The organism is Micrococcaceae bacterium Sec5.8, from assembly GCA_039636775.1.
Classification (GTDB): domain Bacteria; phylum Actinomycetota; class Actinomycetes; order Actinomycetales; family Micrococcaceae; genus Arthrobacter.
Map to the genome: position 1 here is coordinate 1379709 of CP143429.1, position 18395 is coordinate 1398103.

The 18395-nt window shown below is 66.6% G+C and carries 16 protein-coding genes; 9 read left to right on the forward strand and 7 right to left on the reverse strand.

Annotated features, from left to right (window positions below):
• Positions 1–3 precede the first annotated feature (3 nt).
• From recN to VUN84_06345, 5 genes are all read left to right on the forward strand, one after another.
• A complete protein-coding gene (gene recN, locus VUN84_06325; protein ID XAS65270.1) occupies positions 4–1743 on the forward strand; it encodes a DNA repair protein RecN in 1740 nt (579 codons plus the stop codon).
• A 78-nt stretch (positions 1744–1821) separates the two neighbouring features.
• On the forward strand, positions 1822–3582 hold the full coding sequence (locus VUN84_06330) for a CTP synthase (protein ID XAS65271.1): 1761 nt from the start codon (positions 1822–1824) through the stop codon (positions 3580–3582).
• Positions 3583–3609: 27 nt separating this feature from the next.
• Entirely contained in the window at positions 3610–4272 is a 663-nt protein-coding gene (locus VUN84_06335) for an NUDIX hydrolase (GenBank protein XAS65272.1), read from the forward strand.
• Positions 4272–5255, forward strand: a complete 984-nt coding sequence (xerD, locus tag VUN84_06340) for a site-specific tyrosine recombinase XerD (GenBank protein ID XAS65273.1) — start codon at positions 4272–4274, stop codon at positions 5253–5255. Before VUN84_06335 ends, xerD begins: the two co-directional genes overlap by 1 nt.
• Positions 5256–5300: 45 nt before the next feature.
• Positions 5301–5825 carry an 8-oxo-dGTP diphosphatase gene (locus VUN84_06345; GenBank protein XAS65274.1) on the forward strand — a complete coding sequence of 175 codons (525 nt, stop codon included), beginning with the start codon at positions 5301–5303 and terminating at the stop codon, positions 5823–5825.
• A 48-nt stretch (positions 5826–5873) separates the two neighbouring features.
• On the opposite strand, the gene VUN84_06350 is transcribed toward VUN84_06345, so the two are convergent.
• A complete protein-coding gene (locus tag VUN84_06350) occupies positions 5874–6287 on the reverse strand; it encodes a hypothetical protein (GenBank protein XAS65275.1) in 414 nt (137 codons plus the stop codon).
• A gap of 61 nt (positions 6288–6348) precedes the next feature.
• On the opposite strand from VUN84_06350, the gene VUN84_06355 reads away from it, so the two are divergent.
• Positions 6349–6843 (forward strand): hypothetical protein, encoded by a 495-nt coding sequence (locus VUN84_06355; GenBank protein ID XAS65276.1) that lies wholly within the window; start codon positions 6349–6351, stop codon positions 6841–6843.
• A gap of 97 nt (positions 6844–6940) precedes the next feature.
• On the opposite strand, the gene VUN84_06360 is transcribed toward VUN84_06355, so the two are convergent.
• The 4 genes from VUN84_06360 to VUN84_06375 form a co-directional block, all read right to left on the reverse strand.
• Positions 6941–8080: a bifunctional 2-methylcitrate synthase/citrate synthase gene (locus VUN84_06360; GenBank protein XAS65277.1), complete on the reverse strand. Its 1140-nt coding sequence runs from the start codon at positions 8078–8080 to the stop codon at positions 6941–6943.
• Between the two features lie 64 nt (positions 8081–8144).
• Positions 8145–9047, reverse strand: coding sequence for a methylisocitrate lyase (prpB, locus tag VUN84_06365; GenBank protein XAS65278.1), 903 nt, complete (start codon positions 9045–9047; stop codon positions 8145–8147).
• Positions 9047–10567, reverse strand: coding sequence for an MmgE/PrpD family protein (locus tag VUN84_06370; GenBank protein XAS65279.1), 1521 nt, complete (start codon positions 10565–10567; stop codon positions 9047–9049). Before VUN84_06370 ends, prpB begins: the two co-directional genes overlap by 1 nt.
• Positions 10568–10579: 12 nt before the next feature.
• Positions 10580–11221 carry a GntR family transcriptional regulator gene (locus VUN84_06375; GenBank protein XAS65280.1) on the reverse strand — a complete coding sequence of 214 codons (642 nt, stop codon included), beginning with the start codon at positions 11219–11221 and terminating at the stop codon, positions 10580–10582.
• Between the two features lie 174 nt (positions 11222–11395).
• On the opposite strand from VUN84_06375, the gene VUN84_06380 reads away from it, so the two are divergent.
• Positions 11396–13300, forward strand: coding sequence for an AMP-binding protein (locus tag VUN84_06380; GenBank protein ID XAS65778.1), 1905 nt, complete (start codon positions 11396–11398; stop codon positions 13298–13300).
• Between the two features lie 50 nt (positions 13301–13350).
• On the opposite strand, the gene VUN84_06385 is transcribed toward VUN84_06380, so the two are convergent.
• Together VUN84_06385 and VUN84_06390 are read right to left on the reverse strand one after the other, a co-directional pair.
• Positions 13351–14070 (reverse strand): response regulator, encoded by a 720-nt coding sequence (locus VUN84_06385; GenBank protein XAS65281.1) that lies wholly within the window; start codon positions 14068–14070, stop codon positions 13351–13353.
• Positions 14067–15761 carry a sensor histidine kinase gene (locus tag VUN84_06390; protein XAS65282.1) on the reverse strand — a complete coding sequence of 565 codons (1695 nt, stop codon included), beginning with the start codon at positions 15759–15761 and terminating at the stop codon, positions 14067–14069. The genes VUN84_06385 and VUN84_06390 overlap by 4 nt, the downstream gene beginning before the upstream one ends.
• Positions 15762–15899: 138 nt before the next feature.
• Here VUN84_06390 and VUN84_06395 point away from each other — a divergent pair, with 138 nt between their 5' ends.
• Together VUN84_06395 and VUN84_06400 are read left to right on the forward strand one after the other, a co-directional pair.
• Entirely contained in the window at positions 15900–17255 is a 1356-nt protein-coding gene (locus tag VUN84_06395; GenBank protein ID XAS65283.1) for a cation:dicarboxylase symporter family transporter, read from the forward strand.
• Between the two features lie 238 nt (positions 17256–17493).
• Positions 17494–18393 (forward strand): AAA family ATPase, encoded by a 900-nt coding sequence (locus tag VUN84_06400; GenBank protein ID XAS65779.1) that lies wholly within the window; start codon positions 17494–17496, stop codon positions 18391–18393.
• The last annotated feature ends 2 nt before the right edge of the window (positions 18394–18395 follow it).

Genomic DNA, 18395 nt, shown 5'->3' on the forward strand with positions numbered 1-18395 from the left:
ACCATGCTTGAAGAACTGAGAATCCGCGACCTCGGTGTCATCACCGACGCCACGCTGCCCCTCGGCCCCGGCCTGAGCGTTGTGACAGGTGAAACCGGCGCCGGCAAGACCATGGTGGTGACCGCCGTCGGGCTCTTGCTCGGCGCCCGGTCCGACGCCGGCGCCGTGCGCAGCGGCGCGAAGAGCGCCTCGGCCGAGGCAACGGTGAAGCTCGACGCCGGGCACCCGGCTGTGGCGCGCGCCCGAGAGGCCGGCGCTGACGTCGAGGAGTTCGACGGTGCAGCGGAGCTGCTGCTCGCCCGCAGCGTGGGCGCGGACGGCCGCAGCCGCGCATACCTGGGCGGACGCGCCGCGCCCGTGGGTGTCCTCGGCGAGATCGGCGAAACCCTCGTGGTGGTTCATGGCCAGTCCGGGCAGATCCGGCTCAAAAGCCCGGTGGCCCAGCGCGAGGCGCTGGACAAATTTGCGGGGCAGAACCTCGCGGCGGAACTCGGCTCCTACCAGGAACTTTATGCCCAGTGGAAGTCCAGCCAGGCCGAGCTCGACGAGCTGCGCAGCGCTGCCAGGGAACGCCTCCGCGAGGCCGAGTCCCTGGAGGCTGCCCTGGCCGAGATCGACGGCGTGGATCCGCAGCCAGGGGAGGATGAGTCCCTCAAAGCGGAGGCCGTCAAACTCGCCAATGTCGAGGAACTTCGGATCGCTGCTACAACCGCGCACCAGGCACTCATCGCCGAGGACTTCGGTGACGGCAATGACGCCACGGCGCTGGTCGATGCCGCTAAGCGCACCCTCGAGCACGTCGCGGAACACGACGAGGAACTCGGGTCCGCGGCCGGACGGCTGGCAGAGGTGGGGTTCCTGCTCAACGATATCGCCACCGAACTCGCAAGCTACCAGACGTCCCTGGATACCGAGGGCCCGGAACGGCTCGCGGAGATAGAGGACCGCCGGGGGGCCCTCGCGAAGCTGGTGCGGAAATACGCACCCAGCATTGACGAAGTGCTGGTGTGGGCCGAACAGTCCCGGGAGCGGTTCCTGGAACTCCAGGACGACTCCAGCCGGATCGAGGCGCTGGACGCCGCCGTGGCGAGTGCCGGGACGGAGCTGGTCAAGCGGGCCGCGGGAATCAGCAAGCTGCGCAAAAAGGCCTCCAAGGACCTCTCTGCCCGCGTCAGTGCCGAACTCAAGGCCCTGGCGATGGCCGACGCCACGCTCGTGATCACCATCGAATCCGGCGGGCAGCCGGGGCCGCATGGTGCGGACGAGATCGCGTTCCTGCTGCAGCCTCATTCAGGCGCCCCCGCCCGTCCGCTCGGCAAGGGTGCCTCCGGCGGTGAACTGTCGCGCGTCATGCTCGCCATCGAGGTGGTGCTGGCCGCCGTCGATCCTGTTCCCACGTTCGTCTTCGACGAGGTGGACGCCGGCGTGGGTGGGCGTGCCGCCGTCGAGATCGGCCGACGCCTGGCGATGCTGGCCCGGCATGTCCAGGTTCTCGTGGTCACCCACCTGCCGCAGGTGGCGGCCTTCGCCGACCATCACATCCGGGTCACCAAAACCTCGGTGCGGGGAGCTGACGGAGCAACGGCGACCGGCTTCACCTCCAGCGACGTCAAACTCCTTGACGCCGGTGAGCGCGTCCGGGAGCTGGCCCGGATGCTCGCCGGCCAGGAGGATTCCGAATCCGCGCAGGCCCACGCCCAGGAGCTGTTGGACGACGCCAGGCTCCTGCCGCAGCAGGCCTGACCACCGTAAACGGCGGACCCGTACGGCAACCACAATTCCAGCGGGATGCCGGCAACCGACTCTTGAAAGGCCGAATCGATGATAGGCTCGAACTCCGTGGTGCAGCGATCAAATTCCCGTGTAAATTCCCGGTTTCCGGGCTCGTCCAAGACGACCAAACACATCTTCGTAACCGGTGGTGTGGCGTCCTCGCTCGGTAAGGGACTGACGGCTTCGAGCCTCGGTCACCTCCTGCGGGCACGCGGCTTGTCTGTAACTATGCAAAAGCTCGATCCCTACCTGAACGTGGATCCGGGCACGATGAACCCCTTCCAGCATGGCGAAGTTTTCGTCACCGACGACGGCGCCGAGACGGACCTCGACATTGGCCACTACGAACGCTTCCTGGACGAGAACCTCGAGGGTTCGGCCAACGTCACGACCGGCCAGGTCTACTCCACCGTCATCGCCAAGGAACGCCGCGGCGAGTACCTTGGTGACACCGTCCAGGTCATCCCGCACATCACCGATGAAATCAAGCGCCGCATGCGGCTTCCCGCCGAGGGCAAGCACGCCCCCGACGTCATCATCACCGAAATTGGCGGCACCGTGGGCGACATCGAGTCGCAGCCGTTCCTCGAATCCGCCCGCCAGGTGCGCCAGGACATCGGCCGCGGAAATGTCTTCTTCCTGCATGTCTCGCTCGTGCCCTACATTGGCCCGTCGCAGGAACTGAAGACCAAGCCAACCCAGCACTCCGTTGCCGCGCTTCGCTCCATCGGCATCCAGCCCGAGGCGATCGTGATCCGGTCGGACCGGGACGTTCCGCAGCCGATGCGCGACAAGATCGGCCGCATGTGCGACGTCGACATCGACGCCGTCATCGGCTGTCCCGACGCCCCCAGCATCTACGACATCCCCAAGACGCTGCACTCCCAGGGCCTGGACTCCTACATCGTCCGCGCCCTGGACCTGCCGTTCAAGGACGTCGACTGGACCAGCTGGGACAAGCTCCTCGACGCGGTCCACAACCCCAAGCACGAGGTGGAGATTGCCCTGGTGGGCAAGTACATCGACCTGCCGGACGCCTACCTGTCGGTGACCGAGGCTTTGCGGGCAGGCGGCTTCGCCAACGACACCAAGGTCAAAATCCGTTGGGTGCCCTCGGACGAATGCGACTCCCATGAGGGTGCGCTCAAGGCCCTGGCGGGAGTGGACGCCATCTGTGTCCCCGGCGGCTTCGGCATCCGCGGACTGGAAGGCAAACTCGGTGCGCTCAAGTACGCCCGGGAATCCAAGCTCCCGGTCCTGGGTCTCTGCCTGGGCCTGCAGTGCATGGTGATCGAATACGCCCGCAACGTCGTCGGCCTGGAGGGTGCTTCCTCCTCCGAGTTCGAGCCGGCTTCCAAATACCCCGTGATCGCCACGATGGAAGAGCAGCTGGACATCGTCGACGGCAAGGGTGACCTCGGCGGCACCATGCGTCTGGGCCTGTACGAGGCCAAGCTGGACGAAGGGTCCGTCGTTGCCGAGACCTACGGCACCACCAAGGTCAGCGAACGTCACCGCCACCGCTACGAGGTCAACAACAAGTACCGCGAGCAGATCGCAGCCCATGGCCTGGTGTTCTCCGGAACCTCGCCCGATGGCAAACTGGTGGAGTATGTCGAACTTCCCCGCGAAGTCCACCCGTACTACGTCGCCACGCAGGCGCACCCGGAACTCAGCTCACGCCCCACCCGGCCGCACGCGCTGTTCGCCGGGCTGGTCAAGGCAGCACTGCAGCACCAGAAGGGCGGCGGCCAGCCGGCTTCTGCCGCCAAGGCTGCTGCCAAGGCGACTCCGGCAGAGTTAAAGTAACCTCCACCAGAACCGAAGGACGGCGCGATGCCCGGTATGTCTGAGACCCCCAATGCTGCACGGCTGGTTTTGGATGAACCGAGCCCGCGCCGTCTTTTGTCGTCGGAAACGGTCTACGAAGGCCGGATCTGGGACGTCGTCAGCGACACGTTCCAGCTCCACGACGACGGCGGTCCGCTCGTCCGCGACTACATCGAACACCCCGGCGCCGTCGCCATACTGCCGATGAATGCGGACGGGCACGTGTTGCTGATCAAGCAGTACCGGCACCCCGTCGGCATGGACCTTTGGGAGATCCCGGCCGGGCTCCTCGACGTCGAAGGCGAGGACTTTGTGGCCGGTGCGGCGAGGGAGCTCGCAGAGGAAGCGGACCTGGTTGCCGGCCGATGGAACGTGCTGGCAGACTTTTTCAATTCCCCCGGGTCCTCCAGTGAAGCCATCCGCATCTACCTCGCCCGGGACCTCAGTGACGTGCCCGGCCACGAACTCCATGTCCGCACCGACGAGGAAGCCGAAATCGAGCTCCACTGGATCCCCCTCGACGCAGCTGTTGTGGCGGTGCTGGAGGGTCGCCTCCACAACCCGTCCGCCGTCGTCGGGGTCCTGGCCGCCGCAGCCGCCCGTGCCGAGGACTTCAAGAGCCTCCGCCCCGGCGACGCGCCGTGGACTGCTCATCCCAGCCAGCGCTGATGACAGAACCGCTGATCACCGCACCGGAAGCCCCGGCCAGGACCCCCACGGCGATCGACCGCGCCATGACGGACTACCTCCAGCACATGGGGGTGGAGCGAGGATTGGCGGCGAACACCCTTTCCGCGTACCGGCGGGACCTGGCGCGCTACGCCCGGCATCTCGACCACACCGGCCGGCAGCGCCCTGGTGAGATCACCCGGCACGACGTCACCGGTTTCGTCCGCGCCCTTTCCGACGGCTCCGACGGCGGCTCTGCCTTGGGTATCCGCTCAGCGGCCCGGACAGTGGTGGCCGTGCGCGGGCTCCACAAGTTCTGGGCACTCGAAGGTCTCACGCCTACCGACCCGGCGAGTGACGTCCACCCGCCCATGCCCGGAAAGCGACTGCCCAAAGCCATCAGCGTCGACGAGGTCACCAGGATCCTGGAAGCGGTGGGCACCGATACGGCCACCGGCCTGCGGGACCGGGCCCTGCTGGAGTTCCTCTATTCCACCGGCGCCCGTATCAGCGAAGCCGTCGGGCTCGACGTCGACGACATCTCCCTCGACACCGCCGGGGACGAAGGGCCCCCGATCGTCAGGCTGTTCGGGAAAGGTTCCAAGGAGCGGCTGGTCCCGCTGGGCTCCTTCGGTGCCCGCGCGCTTGACGCCTACCTCGTCCGCGGCCGCCCCCTGCTGTCCGCCAAGGGAAAGGGGACCCCGGCGCTGTTCCTGAACGCCCGCGGCGGACGGATCAGCCGGCAAAGCGCCTGGACCATTCTCAAAACAGCTGCAGAGAAGGCAAACATCACCAAGGACGTCTCGCCGCACACCCTGCGGCACTCCTTCGCCACGCATTTGCTGGAGGGCGGAGCCGACGTCCGGGTGGTCCAGGAGCTGCTCGGCCATGCCTCTGTCACCACCACGCAGGTCTACACCCTGGTCACAGCCGACACTCTGCGGGAAATCTACGCTGCCGCCCATCCGAGGGCGCTGGGATAGGGCCACAGCACTCCGGCTTCGCCGGGCCCGCTATAGGCTGGATTCATGGCGTCCACTCCGGTCACACTTTGTTTCCTCCTCCGCGACGCCGGCTCCGGCACCGAGGTCCTCTTGGGCCTGAAACGGACCGGGTTCGGCACCGGCAAGATTGTGGGGGTCGGCGGCCACGTCGAAGCAGGCGAGACTGATGCCGAGGCCGTGGTCCGGGAAGTCCGGGAGGAAGCAGGCGTCGTCGTCCGGCAGGAAGATCTGGCGCACGCGGGACTGGTCGAGTTCATCTTTCCGGCACGGTCGGAGTGGAACATGTCGTGCCGGCTGTTCACCACCCGGCGCTGGGAGGGCGAGCCCGCAGAAAGTCCGGAACTCACACCGGAGTGGTTCGATGTCGCGGCCCTTCCGCTGCATCAGATGTGGCAGGATGCGGAGCACTGGTTGCCGCCGGCGCTGGCCGGCGGCAGGATCGACGTCGTGGTGGTCCTCAACGAGGACAACGAGACCGTTGCGTCGGTCCGGCATGCTTCGACCCGGGCTGAGCCCGGTATCCACTCAGACTCCTTCGGCGAGCCGTGATCCGCAGCGCTTCACAGTGCCGATAACCTGCAATCCGGACAACCAAGGCTACCGGGGGACTGACATGGACTTGACCAACACCCACACCAGCAACAGCAGCACAAGAACAGCCGCTTTCAGCGCTGACACACCGCCGCCTGGTTCCGCCGCCCCTGCAGCCGCCCGACGCCGGCGGCCCTGGATCGCGGCGTTCGCGGCCGGCGCCGTCGCAACGGTTGCGGCCGGTGCCCTGGTGGCCTGCGGCCCGGGCCCGGCGCCGGGCGTGACCGCCGGGAGTGAGGCGGTTCCTTCCGCCTCGGCGCCGCCCGCGGCGGCAGCGAGCAGTGCTGCCCCGGTGAGCCCGAGCGCCCGGCCAACCGCCAGCCCACGTGTTCCAACTGTCCTGCCCAGTGTCAGCCCGAGCGTCCAGCCCAGTGCCAGCCCGGGCGTCCAGCCGCCGGCGAGTGCAGTTTCCGGAACCACCAACGGGCGCTACGTCAGTGCCTCAGCCGGAGCCTCCTTCGCCCTGCCCGACGGCTGGACGGTGGAAGAGTCCGCAGCCCGGACCGCCGGTTCTCCGGGAACCACCATTGTTGTGTTTAACGAAGCCAGGATGCAGGTTGCCGAGCTCAACCACGGCAGAGCCGGCGGGGCCGGCGGGGTCGGCGGCGCCTGCGGCCCGGGCCCGTACCCGATGACCGAGTTGGACACGGCCCCCGTCCTGGACAACCCGTGGGCAACCGCGGCGGGTGTGCGGTTTTCCTATCGGGTGCTCGATCTGCAGGCCGACGGCGGCGCTTTCGACTACCAGATTGGGCTGGTCGACAACGTCAGCGGCCAGCTGCAGGACACCTGCCTGATGTACTCCTTCGTGGCCGGCGCGCCCCAGGGCACGCTGTCCTTTGCGGACCGGGCCTCCCAAAGCCCCCGGCACGATGATCCCATCTTCAACTCGATGGCCGAGGCGAAGGCCTACCTGCTGACACCCGAGTATCGGAAGCTCAAGGCCATGATCCTCAGCCTGGAGATGCAGAACTAGGAGCCGACGATGAACGGCCGGTCACCCGAGGGTGACCGGCCGTTCATCGTCGGCGCGCCGCCGTGTGGCTGGTCGGCGCTCACCAGGTGTTCGCGCCCTACTGCAGGTGCCGTTCCTCAACGCCGTTGTACTCGCTCAAGGGACGAATGAGTGAGTTCGAGTCCAGCTGCTCCATGATGTGCGCCGTCCAGCCGGTGATGCGGCTGGCGACGAACAGGGGCGTGAAGGTGGGGGTGTCGAAGCCCATGAGGTGGTACGTGGGACCGGCGGGGTAATCCAGGTTCGGCTTGATCGACTTGGCCTCGTCCATCGCCGACTCCAGACCGTTGTACAGCCCCAGCAATTCCGGCCGGCCGTAGTGCGCAATCATCTTGTCCAGGGCGGCCTTCATGGTGGGTACCCGGGAGTCGCCGTGCTTGTAGACCCGGTGGCCGAAGCCCATGACCTTTTTCTTCTTGGCCAGGGCATCTTCCATCCAGGCTTTCGCGCGGGTGGCTGCCTCGTCCAGGGACTCCTCAGGGCGGATGCCGATCTCGTCGAACGTGTGCATGACGGCCTCATTCGCGCCGCCGTGCAGCGGGCCCTTCAGTGCGCCGATCGCCCCGGTCACGGCCGAATGCAGGTCCGACAGGGTCGAGGTGATCACACGGGCCGTGAACGTCGAGGCGTTGAAGGAGTGCTCGGCGTAAAGGATCATCGAGACGTTGAAAGCCTCCACGACCTCCTGTACAGGCTCTTCGCCGAAAGCCATCCACAGGAAGTTCGCGGAGTAATCCAGGTCCTCCCGGGGAGCAACGACCTCCTCACCGTGACGGCGGCGCTGGTCATAGGAGACCACCGCCGGCATCGCGGCAAACAGATCCACGGCCTTTGCCATGTTGGCCTCGCGCGAGGAGTCCTCGGCCAGCGGGTGCCGGGCGCCCATCACGGAAGCCGCAGTCCGGCAGACGTCCATCGGGTGCGCGGTGGTGGGCAGCGCATCGATGACCTGCTTGATGACAGGATCCAAAGCCCGCCCGGCGCGTTCCCGGGCCGTAAACTCCGCCAGCTGTCCGGGAGTCGGCAGCTCACCGTTCCAGAGCAGGTAGGCGACTTCCTCGAAACTGCACTTGGCGGCCAGCTCCTGCACAGGGTAGCCGCGGTAGAGCAGTGAATTGGTGTCGGGGTTCACCTTGGAGACCGCGGTGTAGTCCACCACGACGCCGGCGAGGCCCTTTTTGATGTCTTGTTCAGCCATTGCTGAAACTCCTTTGTTCCTGTCGCCTGTCGAACCGGCCGGAGCCGGAAGTCCGATGCGGGGCTTAGTGGCCGGGGATCTGGAAATTGAAGACCCCGGTGTCGAAGCTGTTGTAAGCCTCGTAGTCGACGAGGTCATACAAACGCGCCCGGGTCAGCATGTTCCCGACCTGGGCCTCCTGGGTACCGTCAGCCTTAATCGTCTCCAGCGTACGCTCCGCAGCGCCCATGGCACTACGGAGCAAGGTCACCGGATAGATGACCATGTTGACGCCGACGCCGGCGAGTTGCTCCACCGTGAACAAGGCACTCTGGCCAAACTCGGTCATATTGGCCAGGATCGGCACGTCGACGGCGTCCCGGATGGCCTGGAACTCGCTAAGATCCTTCATGGCTTCCGGGAAGATGGCGTCAGCCCCGGCCTCAACGAGAGCCACTGCGCGGTCCTGCGCGGCCTTGAGCCCGTCGGTGGCACGGATATCGGTCCGGGCCATGATCAGGAAGTTCGGGTCCCGCCGGGCGTCGGCCGCGGCCCGGATCCGCTTGGTGGCGGTGTCCAGGTCCACGACGTTCTTCCCGTCGAGGTGACCGCAGCGCTTGGGATTGAACTGGTCTTCGATGTGGCAGCCGGCGAGGCCTGCGTTCTCGAGTTCCTGCACAGAACGGGCCACATTCATCGGCTCACCAAAGCCGGTGTCGGCGTCAACGATGCTCGGCAGATCGGTCATGCGGGCGATCTGCCCGGCACGGGTGGCCACCTCGGTGAGCGTGGTCAGCCCGATGTCCGGCAGGCCCAGATCGTTGGCCAGCACGGCACCGGAGATGTAGACCCCGGCGAAGCCCTTTTCCTCGATCAGCCGCGCCGAGAGCGGGTTGAATGCGCCCGGGAACTGCTGGATGGTCCCGGACGCCAGAAGCTCGCGGAACGTGATCCGCTTCTGCTCGGCGGTGACTTTCGAATACAGCATTAGAAGAGTCCCTTCGGTGCTGCTGCCAGGTCGATCACGCCGTCGGCAGCCCGGATGTTCAGCTGGTCCAACTCACCGGCGGCCAGTTCGGGCAGGCGTGCGGCGGCGGCCAGGAAGCGTTCAATCTCCGCTTCGTCGACAACGCCGGCGGCGAGGGTGCGGAACTTGTGCACGTACTGTTCCCGTGCGAACGGCCGGGCGCCCAGCGGGTGCGCGTCGGCGACGGCGATCTCATCGGTGATGACCGTGCCGTCCTTGAGGGTGATCACCACGGTGCCGCCAAAGGCCTTCTCGGCGATGTCCAGGGAGTGGTACCGGCGGGTCCATTCCGGATCCTCGACGGTGGTGACCTTGTGCCAGAGTTCCACGGTGTCCGGGCGGGCCGCGCGCTCCGGGGCGTAGGAATCCACGTGGTGCCAGGCGCCGTCCTGCAGAGCCACCGTGAAAATGTACGGGATGGAGTGGTCCAGCGTTTCGCGGCTCGCAGTGGGGCTGTACTTCTGCGGGTCATTGGCGCCGGAACCAATCACATAGTGCGTGTGATGGCTGGTCTTGATGAGCACGGATTCCACGTTGGCCGGGTCGGTAACCTCCGGGTGCCCGCCGTGGAGCTTGCGGGCCAGATCGATCCACGCCTGGGCCTGGTATTCGGCGGAATGTTCCTTGGTGTAGGTGTCCAGGATGGCCCGCTTGGCCTCGCCCGGCGTCGGCAGCGGCACGGTGTAAGAGGCATCCGGGCCGTCAAGCATCCACGCGATGACGCCGTCTTCGCCCTCGTAGATCGGTACTGGGGAGGTCTGGCCGCGCATGGCACGATCCGCGGCCTCGACGGCCATTTTGCCGGCGAACGCGGGCGCGTGTGCCTTCCAGGTGGAGATCTCACCCTTGCGGGACTGCCGGGTGGCGGTGGTGGTGTGCAACCCCTGGCCGACGGACTGGAAGATGGTCTCGACGTCGAGTCCCAGCAGGGTGCCGATGCCGGCGGCGGCGGAGGGGCCCAGGTGCGCCACATGGTCGATCTTGTGCTTGTGCAGGCAGATGGCCTTGACCAGGTTGACCTGGATCTCGTAGCCGGTGGCGATCCCGCGGATCAGGTCCCGGCCGGTGGAGCCGACGTGCTGGGCTACGGCGAGGATCGGCGGGATGTTGTCGCCGGGGTGGGAGTATTCCGCGGCGAGGAACGTGTCATGGTAGTCGAGTTCGCGGACGGCGACGCCGTTGGCCCAGGCTGCCCATTCGGGCGCGACGCGCTCTTCGATGCCGAAGACTTTCGAACCCTTGCCGCCGGTGGTGGGGCCGTGGGTCAGGGCCTGGGCGCGGGCGGCGACGATCGGTGCCCGGTTCAGTGAGGCGATGGCGACGGAGGCGTTGTCGATCACCCGGTTGATCACCATGTCGGTGACCTCGTCGGAGACGGCGACGGGATCCGCGGCCACCGTGGCGATCTTGAACGCGAGCTGGTCCTCGCGGGGCAGGTTTTCCTCGCTCTTGTAAACGCGGACGTGGTGTTCCTTGACCATGATGCTCCTTCGTTAGTGGGGTTCGTGGGTGGCTTTGACATGGGACAGACTGCGGTGCAGATGAAGGGTGGTGGCGGCCTCGGCGAGGCGCGGGTTTCCGGCGGCGATCGCCTCGGCAATGGCGGCGTGCTCGGCGGCGGCAGCTGTGAGCCGTTCGGCGTCGTCCGCCGCCAACCGCCGGACCCGGACCAGGTGGACACGCAGGCCGCGCATCGCCTGGGCGAGATAGGAGTTCTTGATGGCGGCGTCAATGGCGGCGTCCAGTCGACCCACCAGAGAGTAGTACTCATGCCGGGCGGGGTCATCGCCGCTGATCAGCGCGGGGGCCCGGCGCAGCTCGTCGCGGAGCTGTTCGAACGTGACGGCGTCGCCGCGTTCGGCCGCCAGGGCCGCGGCTTTGCCCTCGAGGGTTTCGCGCAGTTCGAACAGTTCGTCGATGTCCTCCAGTGAGATATCGGTGACGACGACGCCGCGGCCGCCCGCCGTCGTCGTCAGGCCCTCCGCGGTGAGCCGGCTCAGGGCCTCCCGCAGCGGGGTGCGGGAGATGCCCAGCCGTTCGGACTGCTCTACTTCCGCGAGAACAGTCCCGGGCAGGAGGCGCCACTCGATTATGTCCTCGCGCAGGGCCGCGTAGGCCTTGTCGCTGGCGCGCATCCGAACTCCTTTGGTGGGTGACGTTGTCCAGTGTATACACGGCCGCAACATTTGCCCACTATATCCGGACTGGAAGCGGAATTGCCGCATTCATGTATACAGACGTCTTGTCTTGGACGTACCGCCGGGACTACCATGAGCTCCATCACATCGTCGTGGACGGGACTCATCTTCATGGTTACCAAGAACTACCAGGACAGCTACGCACGCAGCCTGGCTACGCCCGAAGCATTCTGGCTGGAAGCCGCGGACAAGGTCTCCTGGACTACGCCGCCGCAGCAAGCGCTGGATTCCGGCAGGGCGCCGCTGTACAACTGGTTTCCCGACGGCATACTCAACACCTCCTACAACGCGCTGGACCGGCACGTCGAGGAGGGGCGCGGCGGGCAGGACGCCCTCATCTACGACTCCGCCATGCTGGGCACGCAGCAACGATTCAGCTACGCCGAGCTGACGGACCTCGTGGCCCGGTTCGCCGGGGTCCTGCGCAGCCAGGGCGTGGGCAAGGGCGACCGCGTCGTCATCTATATGCCGATGATCCCCGAGGCGGCCATCGCCATGCTCGCCACGGCCCGGCTCGGTGCTGTCCACTCCGTCGTATTCGGCGGATTCGCCCCCAAGGAACTCGCCGCACGGATCCGTGACGCGGCGCCCGCAGCGGTGGTCACGGCCTCCGGGGGAATCGAGCCCTCGCGCCGGATCGAGTACCTTCCCGCCGTCGCGGAAGCCCTGGGCCTGGCCGGGGTGCCGGAAACCCCGGTCCTGGTCAAAAGCCGGGAGGGTTTCCTCTCCTCCGCGGCCGACCACGCCGGCTGGCTCGACTGGGACTGCGCAATGGCCACCGCCGCCCCGGCCGCCCCGGTGGATGTCCAGGCCACCGACCCGCTGTACATTCTCTACACCTCCGGAACCACCGGCACGCCCAAGGGCGTGGTCCGGGACAACGGCGGCCACGCAGTGGCGCTCAGCTGGACCCTCGAAAACATCTATGACATCGGCCCCGGCGACGTGATGTGGACTGCCTCCGACGTCGGCTGGGTGGTGGGGCACTCCTACATCGTGTACGGCCCGCTGCTGGCCGGCGCCACCACCGTCCTCTACGAGGGCAAGCCGGTGGGCACCCCCGACGCCGGCGCCTTCTGGCGCGTCATCCAGGACCACAAGGTCAACGTGCTGTTCACCGCCCCCACTGCCCTGCGGGCCATCCGGAAGGCCGACCCGGAGGCCGAGCTGCTGGGGAACTACGACATTTCCAGTCTGCGGACCCTTTTTGCGGCCGGCGAACGGCTGGACACCGACACCTTCCACTGGGCCTCCCGGATCCTGAACGTCCCCGTGGTGGACCACTGGTGGCAGACCGAGACCGGCTGGGCCATCTGCGCCAACCCGCGTGGTTTGGACGGGCTGCCGGTCAAAGCGGGCTCGCCCAGTGTCCCGATGCCCGGCTTCAAGCTCAACATTGTCGACGGATCGGGGGAAGACGTTGAGGCCGGGACGGAGGGCAACATCGTCCTGGCGCTTCCGCTGCCCCCCGGCACGCTGACCACCTTGTGGGGCAACGACGAGCGCTACATTTCCTCGTACCTGCAGGCGTTTGAGGGGTACTACGCCACGGGAGACTCCGGCTACCGGGATGCGGACGGGTACCTCTTCGTCATGGGCCGCACGGATGACATCATCAACGTCGCCGGGCACCGGCTCTCCACCGGAGCCATGGAACAAGTGATTGGCCAGCACCCGGCCGTGGCCGAGTGCGCCGTGATCGGGCTTGCGGACCCGCTCAAGGGCCAGCGTCCCAGCGGCTACGTGGTCCTGAAGTCCGGCGTGGATGTGCCCGAAGAGATCCTCGTCAAGGATCTGATTGCCCTGGTCCGGCGCGACATTGGCGCCGTCGCGGACTTCAAGCACGTCACCGTGGTGGAGGCCTTGCCGAAGACCCGCTCGGGCAAAATCCTGCGCAAGACCATGCGCCAGATTGCCGACGGCGACGACTACGTCGTGCCCTCAACCATTGAGGATGCCGGCGTCATAGACCAGCTCCTCGGGGCCCTGCGGCCGTCACAGCCGATGATGCCCTAGCAGGGCGCTGCGTTGGCATCCCGACGGCGGGGGAGTCGGCGGCAGGGTCCCTATGCCCCCGGCCGGGTCCAGCGGTATTCGTTTTCCGGCCGCCCGGGCGCGCCGTAGCGTGCCATCCGGGACACAGTGCCGGCGTCGGCGAGGTATTCGAGGTAGCGCCGGGCGGTCACCCGGGACATGCCCAGTGCCTCCATTACCTCGCTGGCCGACACCGCGCCGGACTGGCGCTTCAAAAAGTCCTGCACGGAGTCCAGCGTGGACGCGGAGAGCCCCTTGGGCAGCGGCAGCTCAGACGGAGCCCGCAGGCTGGCAAATGCCTGGTCCACGTCGCTCTGAGAGGCGCCGGGACCTGCCGGTCCCGCGGCGGGGGAGGCCAGTTGCTGCCGGAAGAGCCGGTAACTGGTGAGCTTGTCCGCGAACGTGGCAAACGTAAACGGCTTGATCAGGTACTGGACGACGCCGGTGGCCACGGCGCTGCGGACAATCGTCAGTTCCCGGACGGCGGTGATGGCGATGATGTCCGCGAACAGCCCGGCAGCACGCATGCGCCGTGCGATGTCGAGCCCGTGCAGGTCCGGCAGATTCATATCCAGCAGCACCAGCTCCACCGGAGTGCCAGCGGCCGCGAAGTCCGTCATGAGGCGGAGAGCGGACTGGCCGTCCGGAGCCGAGCCGGCCAGGACAAACCCCTCCAGCCGGCCGATGTAGGCGGCGTGGGCCGCCGCAGCGATGGGCTCGTCTTCGACGACGAGTACACGGATCTCGCTCATTGCTGTCCCTCTGTGGTCACTGTCGCCGGCGATGCAGCCGGCGACACTGCCGGCGGCGCCGGCAGTGTGACGCGGAACAGGGCCCCGGCCGGGCTCGTGATTGTCATGGTACCGCCCAGCCGCTGGACCGCCTGCCGGACCAGGGCAAGGCCGAGCCCCCGCCCGAAGGGCCCCGGTGTTTTGGTGCTGAAACCGTGCCGGAAAATGGCCTCCACGGCCTGCGGATCAATGCCCGGTCCGCTGTCCTCCACCGTGATGTCCAGGGACTCCGCGCCCGCCTCCACGGTGAGTTCCACGAGTTTCGGAGCCGGCGACTCGGCGGCGGCGTCAATCGCGTTGTCCAGCAGGTTGCCCAGGATCGCCACGAGGTCCTGCACGGCCAAACCGGTCACAGCCGGTTCTCCGGTGCCGTTCCCCACGGTGTTGAGCGTCAGTTCGACGCCCCGCTCATGGGCCTCGGCGGCTTTGCCCATGATGAGGGCTCCCAGCACGGGTTCGTCCAGGGAGCTCACCAGGTCATCGGTCAGCCGCTGGCTCAGCTCCAGGTCCTGGGTGGCGAACGCCAGTGCTTCCGTGCCGCGTCCGAGCTCCATCAGCGACACGATCGTGTGGAGCCGGTTGGCGTGCTCGTGGGTCTGGGCGCGCAGGGCATCGGAGAGGGTGCGCATGGTCTCCAGCTCGCTGCCCAGGGATTCGATTTCCGTGCGGTCGCGGATGGTGGCTACAGTCCCGTAAACGGCCGGGCTGGTCCGTCCGCCGGCGGAACGGGGTCCGATGGCGGGACCCTGGTTCACCACGAGGATCCGCGGGCCGGTCAGGTGGATCTCGTCCAGCGTGGTCCGGCCGGACTCGAACAGCTCCCTCAGGCTGGGTGCCAGGGGGAGCTCAGCGAGCGACGGCGCGTCCCGCCCGCCGCCCTCGGACGCGCCGCCGGCGTCGGACGCGCCCGGCGGAAGTTCCAACAACTCCGCGGCCTGGTCGTTGTACATGACAACCTTGCCCTTGGGATCAATGAGAATGACGCCCTCCCGCACGGAGTGGAGCACCGATTCGTAATACGCGAAGAGCTGGGCGAGCTGCTCGGGGCCCCAGCCGCGCGTGACCCGGCGCAAATACCGCCCCAACAGCCAGGACGCCACCGATCCGCCGGCCAGCAGGGCCAGCGCAATCGCGATGAGAGCCGGCAGCCGGCCGGAGACGGCAACGTCCACGGTGCGGACGGTTACGCCCGCCGCCACCAGCGCCCGCACCGTGCCCTCGGCGTCCTTGACCGGAGCGATGGTCCGCACGGAGGGGCCCAGAGTGCCGGCCATGATCTCGGTAAACACCTGGCCCTGCAGTGCGGCGTCGATCGAACCAATGTACGGCCGGCCCAGTTCCTCTTCACGGGGATGCGTCCACCGGGTGCGGTCCGGTGCCATGATCGTGATGAAATCAGCGTCGGCGTCCGCCATCACCTTCAAGGCATACGGCTGGAGCAAGGCAGCAGGATCTGCAGCGCTCGCCGCGTCCAGCACCAGCGGGTTGTCCGCCACCGCCGTCGCGACGGCGGCCATCCTGCGGCCGGCTTCGTCGTAGGCATGGTCGCGTGCATCGACAAAAGTGGCCGTGCCGACGACGGCCGTCAAGCTGAGGATAAACAGCAGATGCGCCACGAAGAGCCGCCTGGCGATGCTCCAGCGGTGGATCATCAACACCCTCCATGACCAATATGAACGCAACGGTGATGCGCGTCACTGAATCCCCAATGATGGTGGAACACGCAGAACGGACGCGATGGGCCCACAGCCGGTGCCGCACCAACGTCCAGCCTATCCAAGGAGAACACCATGACCTCTCAACGAGGAGAGTCAGCGGCAAAGGTCGCGACGCCGGTCAAGAAGCGCAAGAGGCTCGACAAGTCCCATTATCTCTACATCGCGGTCATCGTGGCCGTCGTCCTGGGCGCCCTCGTCGGGCTGATGTTCCCGGAGGTCGGCAAGTCCCTGAAGCCGCTGGGTGACGGATTCATCAAACTCATCAAAATGATGATCGGCCCGGTTATTTTCTGCACCATCGTCCTGGGCATCGGTTCCATCGCCAAGGCGGCCACTGTGGGCAAGGTCGGCGGCCTGGCCCTCGGGTACTTCATGGTGATGTCCACCTTCGCGCTGGCCATCGGCCTGGTCGTTGGTAACCTGATCCACCCGGGCGAGGGCCTCAAGCTCGCACCCTATGACCCGAACAAAAAGGCGGCCACCGACAGCACGGTCGACTTCCTGCTGGGCATCATCCCGGGCGACATCCCGGTCCTGCCGACGCTGCTCGCCGCTCTGCTGGTGGGCTTCGCCCTCCAGCAGATGGGCAAACAGGGCGCTCCCATCCTCAAAACCATCGGGTACGCCCAGGCCCTCGTGTTCCGCATTTTGGTCATGATCATGTGGCTGGCCCCGGTCGGCGCCTTCGGTGCGATCGCCGCCGTCGTCGGCGCCACGGGCGTGCAGGCCATCTTCAGCATGGCCACCTTGATGATTGCTTTCTACATCACCTGCGCCCTCTTCATCGTCGTGATCCTCGGCGGCCTGCTCAAGATTGTCGCCGGCGTCAACATCTTCCGGCTGATGAAGTACCTGGGCCGCGAGTACCTGCTGATCTTCTCCACCTCATCCTCCGAAGCTGCGCTGCCCCGCCTGATCGCGAAAATGGAACACCTCGGCGTGTCCAAGCCCGTTGTTGGTGTCACGGTCCCCACCGGCTACTCCTTCAACCTGGACGGCACCGCGATTTACCTGACAATGGCTTCACTGTTTGTCGCCAACGCCATGGGCACCCCGCTGGACCTCGGTGCGCAGGTGTCGCTGCTGATCTTCATGATCATTGCTTCCAAGGGTGCCGCCGGCGTCACCGGCGCCGGCCTGGCCACGCTGGCCGCCGGACTCCAGGCGCATGCGCCCCAGCTCCTGGGCGGCGTGGGCATGATCGTGGGCATCGACCGCTTCATGTCCGAAGCCCGGGCCTTGACGAACTTCACCGGCAACGCCGTGGCCACCGTGCTGATCGGCACGTGGGTCAAGGAGATCGACGGCGGACAGGTCGAGCGAGTCCTCTCCGGCAACGAGCCCTTCAACGAGCAGACCATGATCGCCGGCCACGGTGAGATTGGCGAGGAAGCAGCGCCCAAGCAGCCGGTTCTGGCCAACGCCTGAGCCGCTCCGGACCGCACCGGACCGCCCGGACGCCGCAAGGCCTCCGGGCGGTTTTCCGTGCCGCGGTCGGAACGTTAGACTTCTACCAGAGGGTTGAGGCTCAGGCAAGAGCCGCTGTCAAGGTTCGTGGATTACCGTGTCGGGAGCTGTAACCTTGGGAGGAATAAGCTCCATGCTGGATCTTCAGCGGAGCGCTACAAGCACCACCATCACCGTCATCGAAAGTGTGGATAGATACGTGAGCAGCGAACAGGGTTCAGCAACTCTGGAAGGCACCGGACTCGATCTGGAAGACGCCGTCATGGGCCCCACGGGGCGCCCTCACCGCGAGTTTCCGGAGCCCACGCCACTGTCGTCCCACGGCCCGGCGCGGGTTATCGCCATGGTGAACCAGAAGGGCGGGGTGGGGAAAACCACCTCCACCATTAACCTGGCCGCCGCGCTGGCGGAATTTGGCCGCCGTGTGCTGGTAGTGGACTTCGACCCGCAGGGGGCTTTGTCCGCCGGGCTCGGCATCAACCCACACGAACTGGACCTCACGGTCTACAACGTGCTGATGGACCGCAAAGTGGACATCCGGGACGCCATCCACAAGACCGGCGTCGAGAACCTGGACCTGCTTCCGGCCAATATCGACCTCTCCGCCGCGGAAGTCCAGCTTGTCAACGAAGTCGCACGCGAACAGGTGCTGGACCGGGCGCTGAAGAAAGTCGAGGATGACTACGACGTCGTCCTGATCGACTGCCAGCCTTCGCTGGGGTTGTTGACCGTCAACGCGCTGACGGCCTCCCATGGCGTCATCATCCCGCTGATTTGCGAATTCTTTGCCTTGCGCGCGGTCGCCCTGCTGGTGGAGACCATCGATAAGGTCCAGGACCGGCTCAACCCGCGGCTCCAGGTCGATGGCGTCCTTGCCACCATGTACGACGCCCGCACCCTGCACAGCCGCGAGGTCATCTCCCGGCTCGTGGAGGCCTTCGGCGACAAGGTCTTTGAAACCGTTATCAAACGGTCCATCAAGTTCGCGGATGCCACCGTCGCCGCAGAGCCCATCACCAGCTACGCCGGCAACCACATCGGCGCCGACGCGTACCGGAACCTGGCCAAAGAGCTCATTTCGCGCGGCGGCGCACCCTAGTC

Coding starts and splice junctions, on each gene's coding strand:
- recN (XAS65270.1), top strand. CDS start 4: ATGCTTGAAGAACTGAGAATCCGCGACCTCGGTGTCATCACCGACGCC.
- VUN84_06330 (XAS65271.1), top strand. CDS start 1,822: ATGATAGGCTCGAACTCCGTGGTGCAGCGATCAAATTCCCGTGTAAAT.
- VUN84_06335 (XAS65272.1), top strand. CDS start 3,610: ATGCCCGGTATGTCTGAGACCCCCAATGCTGCACGGCTGGTTTTGGAT.
- xerD (XAS65273.1), top strand. CDS start 4,272: ATGACAGAACCGCTGATCACCGCACCGGAAGCCCCGGCCAGGACCCCC.
- VUN84_06345 (XAS65274.1), top strand. CDS start 5,301: ATGGCGTCCACTCCGGTCACACTTTGTTTCCTCCTCCGCGACGCCGGC.
- VUN84_06360 (XAS65277.1), bottom strand. CDS start 8,080: ATGGCTGAACAAGACATCAAAAAGGGCCTCGCCGGCGTCGTGGTGGAC.
- prpB (XAS65278.1), bottom strand. CDS start 9,047: ATGCTGTATTCGAAAGTCACCGCCGAGCAGAAGCGGATCACGTTCCGC.
- VUN84_06370 (XAS65279.1), bottom strand. CDS start 10,567: ATGGTCAAGGAACACCACGTCCGCGTTTACAAGAGCGAGGAAAACCTG.
- VUN84_06375 (XAS65280.1), bottom strand. CDS start 11,221: ATGCGCGCCAGCGACAAGGCCTACGCGGCCCTGCGCGAGGACATAATC.
- VUN84_06380 (XAS65778.1), top strand. CDS start 11,396: ATGGTTACCAAGAACTACCAGGACAGCTACGCACGCAGCCTGGCTACG.
- VUN84_06385 (XAS65281.1), bottom strand. CDS start 14,070: ATGAGCGAGATCCGTGTACTCGTCGTCGAAGACGAGCCCATCGCTGCG.
- VUN84_06390 (XAS65282.1), bottom strand. CDS start 15,761: ATGATCCACCGCTGGAGCATCGCCAGGCGGCTCTTCGTGGCGCATCTG.
- VUN84_06395 (XAS65283.1), top strand. CDS start 15,900: ATGACCTCTCAACGAGGAGAGTCAGCGGCAAAGGTCGCGACGCCGGTC.